The organism is Sanguibacter keddieii DSM 10542 (assembly GCF_000024925.1).
Lineage (GTDB): Bacteria > Actinomycetota > Actinomycetes > Actinomycetales > Cellulomonadaceae > Sanguibacter > Sanguibacter keddieii.
The window spans coordinates 717713-732802 of record NC_013521.1 but is presented as its reverse complement, the minus strand read 5'-3'; the positions used below and the strand labels follow the sequence as shown (position 1 = coordinate 732802).

Here is a 15090-nt window from a genome sequence, read left to right as displayed (position 1 = left end):
AGTACGACCTCGCGGGGTCAGGTGGTGCTGTGGGTCAGGCGCCGCTCTTGCGTCAGGCGTCAGGCGTCAGGCGTCAGGCGTCAGGCGTCAGGCGTCAGGCGTCAGGCTCCCAGCGTGCTGCGGTCGAGGCCGACGTAGACGTCGACGTCGCCCGTGAGCTGCTCGGTGGCGACGAAGAGACCGCCCGAGCGGTAGTGCGCGGGGACCTCGGAGCCCTCGACGGTCACGCCGCCGACCTCGACGCGGACCGGGGCGTCGCCGGCCACCACGTGCAGGGTCACCCGGCGGTGCACGCCGGCCAGGTCGATGCCGAGCTCCGTGCCGTCGTCCTCGGCCGCGAGCACCGGGTCGAAGACCACGCCGCCCGCACGCTCGGTGATGCCCAGCGCACCGTGCACCAGCTGGCGCAGGTAGATGCCGGGGCCCGAGGAGTACACGCGCCACCCACCCTTGACCGGGACGGACCCGTCACGGAGCTTGCCGAAGTTCTCGGCGAAGTCGTACCGGTCGGTGAAGCCGGCGTCGGAGGACGAGTAGAAGCAGTTGCGCTGACGCGGTGCGCTGTGGTCCAGGCGGCCGAACTGCCCCACGGGGCTGATGCGCAGCAGCTCGGTGACGAGGCGCTCGCGCCCCAGCGTCGCCAGGGCCTGCGTGTAGCGGACGTGGGCGTGGGTGTACATGAGGCCGATCTCTCGACCGACGTTCGCCGCCTGCTCACCGCGACGGAAGTACTTGGTGATCCCGTCCTGGAACGGCGCCGGGCGGTCCATGAGGCGCACGCCGTCGGGGAAGTGCAGGTTGTCCTCGACGAGCGCCTCGTGGCGCAGCACCTGCTCGGGCGTGAACAGCCCGGCGATGATCGAGCGCGTCATGGGGATGAGGCGGTACTGCAGCCCGGTGCGGTCGTCCGTCGGGTGGATGACCGGCCACGGGCCCTCGGGGGCGAACACCACGTAGCCGGCGAGCACGTCGTCGATCATCAGGCGGTCGGTGAACTCGGCCGCGATGACGTCGGCCTCGGCCTGGAGCTCGTCGGCCAGGGCGTCGTGCGCCCCGCCGCGCAGCAGCGCGGACAGCGTCGAGGTCGCCTGGAAGAGGAGCGCGACGGTCCACGCCGACGCCATCTCCTCCTTCATGGACTCCTGCGCGGGCTGGAGCGTGTCGTCCCAGTCGCCCTCGCCGTACGAGAGCAGCTGGGTGCCCGGCGCGCGGTGGGTGCGGATGTACTCGAGCGAGGCGCGCACGTGCTCGAGGACGGGCACCGCCTCGGTCCCGGCCTGGCGGGTCGCGTTGTCCCAGAACGGCAGCTCGACGTCGAGGACCGACGTGTCGCCCGTCGCGGACAGGTACTCGCCGAGCGCCATGAGCGGCCAGACGACGACGTCGCCGTGCGCCTCGTCCGAGTAGCGCTCGGAGTACGCGTCGAACATGAACCACTGCGGCAGGGTCCCGTCGGCATCCTGGTGGCCGAAGACTCGCAGCACGATCTCGCGGGCGGTGTCGAAGCGACCGAAGGCGAGGTTGAGCTCGAGCGGTCCCTGGCACACGTCGCGGGTGCCCCACGCGGCGCCGGAGTACTGCTCGAGGCCGTGCGGCACGAGGAAGTGGATGAGCGCGTTCTGCGTGAACCACGGGAGCAGCAGGTTGACCTCGGCGAGGCGGCCCGAGCCCTCGACGTGCAGGTTGCGCGTGAAGTCGCCGACGTAGCGGCGGTGCGCCGCGAGCTCGGCGGGGACGTCGAGCGCGGAGCCGAGGGTCTTCTCGGCGGCGGCGAGGGCCGGGGCGCGTCCCTCGAGGTCACCGGTGAGCACGACGGACGCGGAGGTCGTCGCGTCGAAGGCGACGGTGACGACGCCCGTCCGGCGCGGGGCGCCGTCGGCGAAGAGCACCGAGTCGTCGCCGATGCGTCCGGTGGAGGAGCCGAGGACGTAGGTGAGGTCAGGGCAGTGCGCCGCGACGTCGGTCCCGGCGTCGGCCGTGAAGACCAGGGCGCGGCCGTCGAGCGCGGGCTCGGCCGTCCACGCGTGGTCGCCGAGCTCGACGTCGACAGTCACGAGCAGCTCGACGGGGTTCTCGGAGTCGACACGCACCTCGAGGGCACGGTCGTCGGCGCTGGCCGTGGTGCGGACCTCGATGCGGCCGACCGGCGTCTCGTAGACCCAGCGGAGCCCGCCGAGGTCCATGACGAGCGCCGAGGGCACGCCGAGCAGCTGCCACGTGCCGTCCACCTGGACGAGGGCACGGACTCCGCTCGAGCGGAGCAGGTTGAGGTGGTTGCGCTGGACCGACACGAAGCGGTTGACCGAGGTGTTGCCGACCACCACGTGCGAGGCGAACACGCCGTAGACGTAGGAGGTCGACGAGAGGATGTTGTCCTCGGGCGCGACGTCGGTGCGTGCCTTGACCACGTGCCCGTGCGGGCGCTCGACCGCGAGCTCCTTGGCGCGCGAGACGACGTGGGTGGCGTCGGCCGTGAAGTAGGAGAGCAGCGAGCCGTCGGCCGCGCGCTCCGGCTGGAAGACCGAGCCGGCGCCGAGGGAGACGAGCTCGTCCTCGGTGAGGTCACGGCCGGCGAGCAGCGGCGCGGAGACGAGCAGCGACCGCGGTGCGGTCGAGGCGTCGGCCGTGCTGTGAGCGCCGGGGTCTCCGGCTGATGCCGCTGCCGCGACGGCGCGCCCGAGCATGTCCGGGACGGCGTCGAGGGCGTCGTCGAGGTCGCCGCGGTAGTCGGGCACGAACGCGGTCACCGCATGCACGGTGCGGGGCTCAGAGAGGTCCAGCTCCGGGCCGAGCAGCGTGGGCATCGCGAGCTCGTACTGGTAGACGAGGGAGTCCCACGCGGCGGTGTCGAGGGCGTGGGCGTGCCCGTCGAGCTTGCTGTCGAGTCCGTAGAGAGAGAACCCGTCGGTCAGGTGCGCGCGGGCGCCCTCGACGATCGCGCTCACGGCGAGCGGGAGGACCGGTGCGGTCGCCATCGTCTGGCGGCTGGCGAGCACCGAGCCGGCGCCCGACCCGTCGACCACGTGGTGCACCAGGTACTGGCTGACGTAGGGCTCGCTGCTGAGCGACATGCCCTCCGGGGCGAGGGCGAGGTCCTGCGCGACGACCACGTCGTAGGTCCCGCCGGTGCCGTCGGTCGACTCGAGGTCGACGCGCCACACCCAGAGGTCGCCCGCCGGGTCGAGCGCGAGGGTGACGACGTAGCGCGCGCCGAGGGCCTCGCCGGCCCAGCGGGCGACGCCGTCGGAGACGGTTGACGTGCCGGAGGCGTGCGCGCCGACGAGCGGTGCGCTCTGCACGCCGTGCGCGGAGTGACGGCGCAGGAAGACGCCGCCGACCATCGCGTCGTGGTCCGAGGGGCTGTACTGGCTGACGAGCGTCGACTCGCCGTGGCGGATCGAGCGGACGTCACCCGTGGCGCTCAGCGCGATGCGCGTCGGGCCGGCCTGGAGCACCTGGTCGACCGGGGCCGAGGGGCTCGACGGCGTGGTGAGCACGGCGGCGGACGAGGCGGACGGGTGGGCGGGTGAGCTGTTCACAGCGGGAGTCCCTCGGAGGTCGTGGGGTGGGTCGGTGCGTCGCGTGCGCTGCTCGCAGGGCACGGCGCGGCTGGGCCCGTGGCGTCCACGGGTCCGTCGGTCGTTCTCGGGGGGTCGTGCGGAGCGTGCGGTCCGGCCGGCACGCATGGGTGCCGGCCGGACGACGGGTCAGCGGCCCTGGCCGGCCCGGGCGGGCTGCGGGATCGCGTCGAGCAGCTCCATCGTGTAGCTGTCCTCAGGGAACCGCAGGACCTGGGCGGTGTTGCCCGACTCGACCACGCGGCCGGAGTTGAGCACCATGATCTGGTCGGTGACCAGACGCGCGGAGAGCAGGTCGTGCGTGATGTAGAGCATGGAGACGCCGAAGGTCGCACGGAGGTCGTCGAGGAGCGCGAGCACCCCGGCGCGGAGCGAGACGTCGAGCATCGAGACGGGCTCGTCCGCGATGATCACCTGCGGGTCGCAGGCGAGCGCTCGGGCGATGACGACGCGCTGGCGCTGGCCGCCCGAGAGCTGGTGCGGGAGCTTCGCCGCGAACTGCTCGACAGGCGTGAGGCCCACGGTCTCGAGCAGCTCGAGGACGCGGGTGCGCGCCGCGGTGCCCTTGAGCCCCGTGTAGTTCACGACGGGACGCATGAGCGTGTACTCGACCGAGTGCAGCGGGTTGAGCGCCGAGTACGGGTCCTGGAACACCATCTGCACCTCGCGGCGCAGGTCCTTGAGGCCCTTGCGACGGAGCTTGTCGACGCGTGCGTCACCGAAGTGCACCTCGCCCGACGTCGGGCGCTCGACACCCGTGATGAGCTTGGCGAGCGTCGACTTGCCCGAGCCGCTCGCACCCACGAGGGCCATGGACTGGCCGGGCTCGAGGGTGAACGAGACGTGGTCGACCGCGGTGACCGGGTCCTGGCCGCGGCGCGGCGGCGGGTAGACCTTCGAGACGTCCGAGACGACGACGGCCTTGTCCGCGACACGTCCCGCGCGGCGGCGGGAGCCCGAGGCCCCGCCGGCGGTGAGGGTGGCCGGCTCGCCGTCGGCAACGGCGTCGGCCGCGACGGACTCGGCGATCGAGCTCGTACCCGTGGTCTCGATGGTCGCGCCACGGACGACGAGGCCCGGGACCTCGACGACCTCGGCACGCGGGTCGGCGTAGTGGCTGAGCAGCATCTGCGTGTACTCGTGCTTCGGCGCCTGCAGGATCTGCTGCGAGGTGCCGTCCTCGACGATCACGCCCTCGCTCATCACCATGACGCGCGACGTCGACTCGAGGACGATGCCGAGGTCGTGGCTGATGAGCAGCGCGGTGAAGTTCTCGGTCTTCTGCAGGTCACGGATGGTGCCCATGACCGCGTGCTGCACGAGGACGTCGAGGGCCGTGGTCGGCTCGTCGAAGACCATGAGCTGCGGCTCGAGGGACAGCGCGAGCGCGATGGAGACGCGCTGGCGCATGCCGCCCGAGAGCTCGCCGGGGAAGCGGTCGAGGACCGTGCGGGGCAGCTCGACCTTCTCGACGAGCTCGTAGGCCCGCTGCAGGCGCTTGGCCTTGGGGACGTGGCCGTGCGCGGCGAAGATGTCGCCGAAGTGCTTGCGGATCGAGCGCACCGGGTTGAGCGCGTTCATGCCCGACTGCAGCACCATCGCGAAGCCGCCCTGGCGCTGGTGGCGCAGCTCTTCCTCTCCCATGCCGGCGATGTCGCGGCCGTCGAAGAGGATCTTGCCGTCCGAGATGCGCGCGGGTGCCTTGGCGAGGCGGGTCACGGCGAAGCCGAGGGTCGACTTGCCCGACCCGGACTCCCCCACGAGGCCGACGAACTCGCCGCGCTCGAGGGAGAAGCTCGCGTTCTTGACCGCGTAGGTCGGCTCTGCGCCGCGCGGCTCGTAGACGACCGACAGGTCTTGGACCTCGAGGAGGCTCATCGTCCCGATCCTTCCCGTAGGCGGGGGTTGGACAGTCCGTCCACCCCGAAGTTGATGAGGGTGAGCGACGTGGCGAGCAGCGCGATGCACAGACCGGGTGCGAACAGCAGCACCCACTGGCCGGTGAGCAGCGCGTTGGAGTTCGACGCCCAGAAGAGCATGGAGCCCCAGCTGACCGTCGTGGTGTCGCCGATGCCGAGGAACGACAGGCCCGACTCGGCGAGGATCGCCGAGGTCGCCGCACCGAAGAAGCTGCCGGTGATGAGCGAGGTCATGTTCGGGAGGATCTCGCGGAAGACGATGCGTGCCGCACCGTCGCCGGAGAACTGCGCCGCGGTGATGAAGTCACGACCGCGGATCGACTGGGTCTGGGACCGCAGCACGCGGGCGCCGTAGGCCCAGCCGGTGAGGACCACCACGAAGATGATCATCGTCATGCCGCCGTTCTGCAGGTACGCAGCGATGACGATCATGAGCGGCAGGCCCGGGATGACGAGCACGAGGTTGACGACGAAGTTGATGACGTCGGCGAGCGGCCCGCGGATGTAGCCCCACGACAGACCCACCACGACGGCGATGAGCGTCGAGAGGAACCCGGCGATGAAGCCGACGAGCACCGAGATCCGGGCGCCGAAGACCACCTGCGAGAAGACGTCCTCACCAGCGGCGGTCGTGCCGAACCAGTGGCTGCCCGAGGGTCCCTGGTTGCGGCCGAAGCCGTTCTCGCTCGCGCCGTAGGGCGCGATGAGCGGCGCGAAGACCGCCATGAGCACGAACAGCAGGAGCAGGACCACGCCGATGCGGGCCTTCTTGTTGCTCCAGATGGTCGAGGCCCCGCGGGACAGGACCTTGAGCGGCGAGGCCGGGCCGTGAGGAGTGGGAGCGACGGTGTCACCGCGCTCCAGCTCGTGAGGAGGTGTCGAGCCCGTGGGCTCCGGGAGGTTCGCTGCAACAGTCATCGGCGGGTCCTCGGATCCAAGAGTCCGTACAAGATGTCAACAAAGAAGTTCGCCATCAGCACGCTGATGGTGATCATGAGGAACAGCGCCTGCATGAGCGGGAAGTCCTGGTTCGTCACCGCGTTGAACAGCAGGTAGCCGACACCGGGGTAGTTGAACACCTGCTCCACGAGCAGCGACCCGCCGACCACACCACCGAGCGCCAGGCCGAAGCCGGTGAGGTTCGGGAGGATCGCGTTGCGGGCCGCGTACTTGACCGCGACGGTGCGGCTGCGCAGACCGTTCGCCTCGGCGAAGGTCACGTAGTCGTCGCCGAGGGTGTTGATCATGTTGTTGCGCATCCCGAGGATCCAGCCACCGAGGGAGGTGATGAGGATCGTCAGGGCGGGCAGCCAGGCGTGGCCGATCGCGTCGCTGATGAACGCGAGGCTGAGGTTCGGCGTCGAGTCGCGGCCGTAGGCCCCCGAGGTCGGGAACCACTTGAGCTGGTACCCGAGGAAGAAGACGAGCAGCAGGGCGGTCCAGAAGTACGGGAACGCCGAGGTGAACGTGCCACCGAGGGTGGGGAGCGTGTCGAGCCACGTCCCGCGCTTCCATGCGGCGAGGACACCGAGCAGGGTCCCGACGATGAAGGCGACGATCGTCACGAGACCGACCATGACGAGCGTCCAGGGGAGCGCGTTCATGATGAGCGTCGAGACGTTCTGGGGGAAGAACGTGTACGAGACCCCGAAGTCGAGGCGGAACACGTTGCCGAGGTACTGGACGTACTGCGACCAGGCGTCGCCGGTCGGGACGCCGAGCTGAGCCTCGATGGCTGCTCGGGTCGCGGGGTCCACGGGGCCGTTCTGCGCCAGCTTCGCGATGGCCGCGTCAGCCGGTGTGCCGGGCATGAGCCGCGGCAGCAAGAAGTTCAGCGTGATCGCGGCCCACGCAGTGAGGAGCAGCAAGCCAAGCTTGCGCAGGAGATACCACACGGGGTGCTCGCCTTCGGTCGGGAGGTTGCGGGTACAGCAAGGGCTGAGCGAGGTGCTCCGGGGGTGCGTCGCACCTCGCTCAGCCGTGAGCGGACTAGGTGAGGCCGTGACGTCTGCCGCGGCTAGCCGTCAGCGGTCTCGAGGGACCAGGCCTCTCAGCCGTCAGCCTTCGTGATGGTGGTGAGGACGACGAGCGCCGATGCTGCGTACGGCGTCGGGGTCATGTACGGGTTCTCGGCGTCCGGCCAGCCCGTGAAGCTCTTGTCGGAGAAGAGACCCCAGAGTCCTGCGTAGTAGACCGAGACGACCGGGACGTCGTTGTACATGACCTCCTGGAGCTCGCCGGCGAGCTCCTTCTGGCGGTCCTCGTCGACGGTCGTGCGGAACTCGGTGAGGAGAGCGTCGACGTCAGGGTTGGAGTACCGCTGGTAGTTGGAGGGCGCGGTCTCCCCGAGCGGACGGTTGAAGTCCGAGCTCAGCAGGTTGTAGTAGCCCTGGTAGACCGAGCCGTTGCCACCGAAGGACGTCATCGCGACGTCGAAGTCGCCGTCCTGGACCGCCTTGAAGTACGCGGCAGGCTGCGGCTGGTTGACCTTCACGTCGATGCCGATGGCCATGTACTGCTTCTGGATCTCCTGCACGGCGCGGAGCCAGTCGGTCCAGCCGTTCGGCGTGGTGATGGTCATCGTCGCCTGGTTGCCCTCGGCGTCGACGAGCTTGCCGCCCTCGAGGGTGTAGCCGGCCTCGGCGAAGGCCGCCTCGGCGGCGGCGGTGTCCTGGGTGACCATGCCCTCGTCGGGGATGGCGTCGGTGAGCCACTCCTCCTGCGTCGGGAGCAGCAGACCCTGCTGGCCCGCAGCGCCGACCGTGCCCTCCGAGGCGTTCTCGGCGATGATGCCGCGCTCGAGCGCGAGCGACATGCCCCGACGGAAGTTGACGTCGTCGTAGGGGGCCTTGGTGAGGTTCGGCGCGATGCCGACGGTGCCACCGGCGGGGAACCAGTACTCGTTGCCCTCGTCCGCGGCGTTCCAGGTGTTCTCGACGTCGGACATGAACGCGTAGGCCCAGTCGTAGCCGTTGTTGACGACGTCCAGCTGCGAGTTCGCGGCGGGGAGGACGAGCTCTTCGGCAGCGACCTTGTCGGCCTGCCAGTAGGTCTCGTTCTTCTCCATCTTGTACTGGTTGGCGTTGAAGTCGCCCAGCACGTAGGGGCCGGTGCCCACGGGGTTCTCGTTGGTGAAGGTGACCGGGTCGGCCTGGTCTGCCCAGACGTGCTCGGGGACGATCGGGACGGCGAGCACGATGATCGGCGCGGACGAGTCCTCGGACTTCAGGGTGAACGTGACGTCCTGGCCCTCAGCGGTGACGGACTCGACGCGCGACCAGATGCCGGTGGTGTCGAGAGCCGGGAACTCCTTGAGGAGGTTGTAGGTGAAGACGACGTCGTCGGCGGTGAAGTCCTCGCCGTCGCTCCACGTCACGCCCTCACGGAGGGTCGAGACGATCGTCTTCGCGTCAGGCTGCGTGTAGTCGCTCTGCAGGAAGTTGGTGGACTTGCCGTCGAGCGCGTTCACGACCATGAGGGGCTCGTTGATGATGAGCGACATGGTGCGCTTCTCGATCACGAACGGGTTGAAGTTGCGCGTGAAGGTCGGCGAGCCGTTGTCGGCCGCGAGCATCAGCGAGCTGGAGCCGGCGGTGCCGCCTCCGGTGGACTCCGGTGCCGCACAGGCGCTGAGAGCGAGGGCCGCTACGAGGCCCAGCCCGAGCGCGGAGGTCAGGCGCTTGCGCGTCCGACGGGTGCCATCGGTCATGGCTGTCTTCTCCTTCGTGTCTTCTTCGTCACGTCGACCGGGCGGTGCGCAGCTGTGCGGCTCGCGTCGGTGATCAATGCTGTCCCGAGCAATGTATGCGCATACATGACGCTGTGCAAACCCTGGACGTCGCTCGAGGTGCGACGTCGTGCAGGATGTGGCAGGACGGTCGCGGGTGCTGCACGAGCACCTGCGTCCGCGCCAGGGACCAAGGTCACCTGCTGACTGTCAGGCAGCCTGGGCCGGCAGGCAACCGCAGCTGTCCCGCAGCAGCACCCGGACGGGGAGCGAGCGGGTCTGCGGGGGCAGCTGCGTGTCACGCAGCCGGTGCAGCAGGGTGTCGACGGCGGCGCGGCCCAGGTCGCGCATCGGCTGGTAGACCGTGGTCAGGCGGGGGCGGGACATCTCGGAGGCGTCGATGCCGTCGAAGCCCGTGACGATCACGTCCTGCGGGACGCGGATCCCCGCCCCGGTGAGGACGTCGAGGACACCGAGCGCGGTCTGGTCGTTGGAGCACACGAGCGCCCGGGGCACCCCGCCGTCGGCGACGAGCCGCCGTCCGATCGAGCGACCCTGGACGCGCGTGTAGTCGCCGCGGGCGACCGGTGCCGACGGGACCGGCAGGCCTGCCGTCCGCAGGGCCTCGCAGAAGCCGCGGAAGCGCGCGTCGTCGTCGGGCGAGTCGGCCGGCCCGCCGACGAAGGCCAGGTCGGTGACGCCGTGCGCCTCGACGACGTGGGAGGTCATGACGCGCATGCCCTCGCGGTTGTCCGTGGTGATGTGGTCGTACTCGTCGCCGGCACGCGGCCCGGCGAGGACGACCACGGGGACGCGGCGGGCGATGTGCGCGAGCTGCTGGTCCGGGATGGTCCGGGCGAGGGTGACGATGCCGTCGACCCGGCCGGCGAGGTTGTCGAAGATGTCGGTCCCGCGGGAGCCGCGGGCGACGGCGATGGTGACGGCCAGCCCGTGCTGCCACGCCTCGATCTCGGTCCCGAGCATCACCTCGGAGATGTACAGGTTGTCGCCCAGCTCGACGTCCTCGGGGAAGTCGAGCACCGTCGGCACCTGACCGTCGGAGAACGTGACGGGCGCCAGCGCCGGGTCGTCGTCGATCCCGTCGAAGTCGGGCAGGCACAGCCCGATCGCACCCGCTCGCCTGGCGGCCAGGCTGCGGGCGCTGCCGCTGGGCACGTACCCGAGGTCCAGGACGGCCGCGTTCACCCGGTCTCGGGTGGCGTCTGCGACCTCGTGGGGCTTGCGCAGGACGCGCGACACCGTGGCGATCGACACGCCTGCCAGCTCGGCGACGTCGTAGACGGTAGGAACCTTCTGCATCACACCATCCTTCGCGTCACGGGCACGATGTTACGACACCGTGACCGGAGGGGCGCAGGCCGAGGTGAGCGACGCACGCGCGACGACGCCCCGGAGCCGTGCTCTGAGGCAGGCTCCGGGGCGGGTGCGGACACGCCGCGGTCAGGCGAGCTCGGGCTCGGTGACCAGGCGGGTTGTCGGGGTGACGGACAGGTGTGCCTGAGGTGCTCGGAGCACGACCTGCAGGAGGGCGCTGTCTGTGGTGGCGGCCCCGGCGGGGTTGGTGAAGACCGCGCGGAACAGCGCTCCGTCGAGGTCCTCGGTCGCGACGAAGGTGTGCGTCTTGTCCGTGGCACCTACGAGGTCGACCCAGGTGGATCCGTCGTCGGCGGACGACTGCCACTGGACCGTCATGGGGGTCGGGCTCACCGCGTCGGCGGTGAGGGTGACCTCGAGATCGACCAGCGAGCGGACGCGGTTGACCGGGTGGAGGGTGATGAGCGGCGGGTCCTCGAGCTCCTGGACGGTGAGGGTCGCGGCGCGCGAGACAACCGTGTTGGGAAACGGCGACGCGCTCGTGAAGACGGCCCGGAACTGCGTACCGGTCATCTCACGCGTGGTCGCCAAGATAATCAGGTCGCTAGAGATCTCGCCGATGATAGGTGCCCACGTGTGGCCACCATCGGTCGACGACTGCCACTGGACGGTGGCGGTCAGTTCATTCGACGAGGCCATGAACTTCGCGTCGTCACCTTCAGTCACGCCGATGTCTTCCGGCTGTATTGTCGTTCGCAGACCACCGACCTGCACAGGAGCATTCGCGTTCGAGCTACTACCGTTCCCAAGCCCCCCGCTGCCTCCTATTCCCCAGGCGAACACCCTTCCATCGTCAGCCAACGCAAGCGTCGTGCCCGACGACGAGTTGGTGACTTGAATTATGTTCGCCCCGACCATGACTCCGTCGACCCTTACCGCGACCGGCCGAGAAGCATTCACGTTGGTTCCCGCGCCAAGCTGCCCGCTAGTGTTGAGTCCCCAGGCGGCGAGGCGCCCATCAGCCCCAAGCGCCATGTAAAACGCTGGACCGGCAGAGGCCTGAATCGGGCGATTCCCAAGCGCTTCAAGCGCCCCCATATCTACGCGGGTTGGGACCGTCGAGTTCGAAGTCGTGCCGTTTCCAATCTGACCAGCATTGTTCCAACCCCAGGTGAATAACTCCCCGGTGACGCTCCTCGCAATGCTTCCCAGCTGCCCCGCATCTACTTGCGAGATGGACACACCGGACAACACTCCAGTCATCGTGACAGCAACCGGAGATGCGCTAGTCGTGGTCGTTCCATTTCCGAGCGCACCGTAAGAGCCGTCACCCCATGAAAAGAGCCGGCCGTCGGAACTGAGCACGACTGCATTGTTTGTGCCGAAAGACGCATCGACGATGTGCTGGTCTGCGATGAGTCCACCTACCAAGGCCGGCGTGGCAATTGATGCCGGACTCGTGCCGATTCCCAGCCGACCTCTCTCTCCTGCACCCCAGGTGTACACCCGACCGTTGGCACCTAAGGCAAGGCTGTTCCCTTGGATCCCTGCGTCTGTGGTATTGCCACCCCCGGAGATCCTTTCGACTGGTTGTTCAGCCAAGAGCCCGCCCACGCGGACAGGGGTCGACCTATCCACGCGGGTGCCGTCGCCCAACTCACCGAAGCCGTTCCGCCCCCAGGCGAAGACGTTTCCCTCCGAGTCCAGCGCCAAACTGTGCCGCGCACCAGCGGCAACTGCGACCATTTCGGAGTTTGCCATCACCCCAGTCATATCCACAGGAACTGGCGTGGTTGAACTTGCCCTAGTCCCGTTGCCCAGTTGACCACTCGAATTGAGGCCCCAGGCCCAGATTTGTCCTTTCGAGTCGAGATACAGTCCATGACTATGCCCTGCAGCGATGTGCGTGTCTCGTCCCGTCGACGCCGCGGTGCTCAGCGTCGGGTACTTGGCGTGCTCCGGAGCATCCGACACATCGGTCTCATCAGGCGATTCAAGATCCGCGACAGTGATCTCTTCGTCTTCCGTCGCGCTCGCCACGACTTCCTGCTCGTCGTCAGGAGTCAGTGCATGGGGCGGGGGGGGCGAAACCGCGTCAGGGAGCTCCACCGGCGTGGGTTCTTCGAGGAGCCCTCGGTCGATCTCCTCGACCACGGGCGCCCCGTCGACCTCGTCCGTGGCCACGAGCTCGTCGGGCAGCACGACGGCCCCTGCTGCCAGGGGCATGACCAGTGCGGCCACGAGTGCGAGGACCAACGTGACGAACGTCCTGTGGACGGCGACAGACATGTGACGGGACCTTTCGGAGGACCAGGGGAGCACGGCAGATCGCGTGCTCATCCAACCTATGAGAGGCCTGTTCACCAGGACGTCCGATCCCTGGATCTAGGCGAGGCGCGGCATAAAGACCCCAGCTGGCACTCGAGCAGCACCCGTGCCAAGCGCCCGCCTACGTGGTGCCCGACCGACCCGCAGGCCCGACCGGCTCCATCCCGGAGACCGGGGTCTCACCAGTCTCAGGATGTGGCCCTAGACCTCGAGACCGAGCGCACCTGACGCCGCCAGGACCACCACCGCCGACGCCGCTGACCAGGCCTGGGGCCGGCACGCGGCCGGGTACGGGACCGCCACGGGTACGTCGTCTGCGGCGTCGCCCGAGTGGAGCTCGGGCACCCGGTACCCGAAGTCCGCGGCCGCGCGCAGCAGACCCTCGGACAGCACGGCGGCCTCGTCGGCGAGGCCCTCGCGGACCAGGCCGGCCACCACGACCGCGGTGTCGTGGGTCCACACAGAACCGCCGTGGTAGCTGAGCGGCCAGTACCCGCCGGAGGTCGTGGCCATGGTGCGCAGGCCGAAGCCCGAGCTCATGGTCGGGTCGACCAGGCGGGCCGCCACGGTCGCCGCCTCCTCCGGCGTGAGGATGCCCGTCCCGAGCAGGTGCCCGACGTTGCTGGTCAGCGTGTCGACGACCCGCTTCTGCCCGTCGAGAGCGATGCCCGGGTAGCGGCCGTGCGCGTCCTCCAGCCAGAAGGTCGCCCGGAACCGCTCCGCCATCTCCGCGGCCCACGTGCGCCACGAGTCGCCGCCCTCGCGCCCGAAGGCGTCGAGCAGCGCCGCGCCGCTCACCGCGGCCTCGTAGGCGTAACCCTGCACCTCGGCGAGGGCGATCGGCCCGACCGCGAGCGTCCCGTCGGCGAACTGGATCGAGTCCCCGGAGTCCTTCCAGCCCTGGTTGGCCAGGCCGTGGCCAGTCTCGTCGGCGTACTCGAGGAACCCGTCGCCGTCGGCGTCGGCGTGCTCGCGGAGCCAGCCGAGCGCCGCCTCGAGGTGGGGCAGGAGCGCCTCGACCTCTTCGTCCGGCAGCCCCGCGCGCCAGGCGTCGTGCAGCAGGCACACCCACAGCAGGGTCGCGTCGACGGTGCCGTAGTACACCGGCGGCAGGACGACACCCTCCCCCTCGATCGCGAGCTCTTCGCGCCGGAGCTCGTGCAGGATCTTGCCCGGCTGCTCGGCGGTCGCACGGTCGACGCGCGTCCCCTGGTAGGCGGCGAGGGTGCGCAGCGTGCCGGCGGCGAGCCGGGTCCCGAGCGGCAGCATCATGCGGGCCGCGATGAGCGAGTCGCGGCCGAACAGCGTGAAGAACCAGGGCGCGCCCGCGGCGAGGAACACGTCGTCGGGGGTGCGCGCGCTCACCATCTGCAGGCCCTCGAGGTCGTCGAGAGCCTGGTCGACCCACCGCGTCAGACGGTCGTCGGCGGTCGCCCCCGCCGTCGGGCGGGACCACAGCTCGGCACGGTCTGGCGCACCGGCGACCACGGCCTCGTCGTCGACGGCGGTCACGGTCCAGGTCAGCGTGACGGGAGAGCCTGCCAGGAGGCGAACGGTCCAGGTGACCGTGGGTCGGGTCGGGTCGGTGGTGTCGACGAGCCCACCGGGGGCCGCGACGCGTGCGGTGACCGGGCCGTCGGACCAGACGAGCTCGTCCCCGTCCACCCGGACGGGGCGGAGGCGGGTGGGGCTGCCGCTCTTCACCTGCTCCATGGTCGCGAGGTCGGAGCCGAGCTCGAGGCGGACCGTCGCCTCGACCGGCTCGGCCATCGCGCAGCCGAGGGTGAGCGTCTCGGTGACGGTCCCGGCCGTGACGGTGCGTCGCCGGTCGAGGCGGGCGGTCGGGTCGGCGCCGGGGCCGTCGACGGCGCGCAGCAGCGCGGTGACCAGCACCTCCCCCGGGCCGTCGGGTCCGGCGGCGACGGTCTCGGGCTCCTCGCCGCCGACGAGCACGGTCGCGAGCGAGAGGACGCGCAGGTCAGAGTGGTAGAAGCCCTGCCCGCCGTGGCTGCGGACCTGCCCGTCGGCAGCAGACCAGGCCTGCGTCGGCGCGCAGAGCGCCGGGAGGAGGTCGTGCAGGAGCGGCTGGCGCCGTGGCAAGACGGGGGGCGCGTCGACAGCGGTGGTCGGATCAGACATCGGTGTCCTCCAGACGGGTGGGCCGTCAGGTCGTCGGTCTTGACAGGGCGGCAACGGGCGTTCA

8 protein-coding genes are annotated in these 15090 nt (G+C 69.8%); all 8 read right to left on the bottom strand.

What is annotated here, in order from left to right; all coding sequences use genetic code 11:
- Positions 1 to 101 precede the first annotated feature (101 nt).
- Entirely contained in the window at positions 102 to 3539 is a 3438-nt protein-coding gene (locus SKED_RS03135; RefSeq protein ID WP_012865672.1) for a cellobiose phosphorylase, read from the bottom strand.
- Between the two features lie 168 nt (positions 3540 to 3707).
- Positions 3708 to 5456, bottom strand: a complete 1749-nt coding sequence (locus SKED_RS03130; protein WP_012865671.1) for an ABC transporter ATP-binding protein — start codon at positions 5454 to 5456, stop codon at positions 3708 to 3710.
- Positions 5453 to 6415 carry an ABC transporter permease gene (locus SKED_RS03125; protein ID WP_012865670.1) on the bottom strand — a complete coding sequence of 321 codons (963 nt, stop codon included), beginning with the start codon at positions 6413 to 6415 and terminating at the stop codon, positions 5453 to 5455. The genes SKED_RS03130 and SKED_RS03125 overlap by 4 nt, the downstream gene beginning before the upstream one ends.
- Complete coding sequence (locus SKED_RS03120) at positions 6412 to 7392, bottom strand: ABC transporter permease (protein WP_012865669.1); 981 nt, start codon at positions 7390 to 7392, stop codon at positions 6412 to 6414. Before SKED_RS03120 ends, SKED_RS03125 begins: the two co-directional genes overlap by 4 nt.
- Positions 7393 to 7547: 155 nt before the next feature.
- Positions 7548 to 9206 carry an ABC transporter substrate-binding protein gene (locus SKED_RS03115; RefSeq protein WP_012865668.1) on the bottom strand — a complete coding sequence of 553 codons (1659 nt, stop codon included), beginning with the start codon at positions 9204 to 9206 and terminating at the stop codon, positions 7548 to 7550.
- Between the two features lie 228 nt (positions 9207 to 9434).
- Positions 9435 to 10544, bottom strand: a complete 1110-nt coding sequence (locus SKED_RS03110) for a LacI family DNA-binding transcriptional regulator (RefSeq protein ID WP_012865667.1) — start codon at positions 10542 to 10544, stop codon at positions 9435 to 9437.
- 141 nt (positions 10545 to 10685) lie between these two features.
- Positions 10686 to 12848 carry an RCC1 domain-containing protein gene (locus SKED_RS19400; protein ID WP_169310127.1) on the bottom strand — a complete coding sequence of 721 codons (2163 nt, stop codon included), beginning with the start codon at positions 12846 to 12848 and terminating at the stop codon, positions 10686 to 10688.
- A gap of 240 nt (positions 12849 to 13088) precedes the next feature.
- Positions 13089 to 15026 (bottom strand): amylo-alpha-1,6-glucosidase, encoded by a 1938-nt coding sequence (locus tag SKED_RS03100; protein WP_012865665.1) that lies wholly within the window; start codon positions 15024 to 15026, stop codon positions 13089 to 13091.
- Positions 15027 to 15090 lie beyond the last annotated feature (64 nt).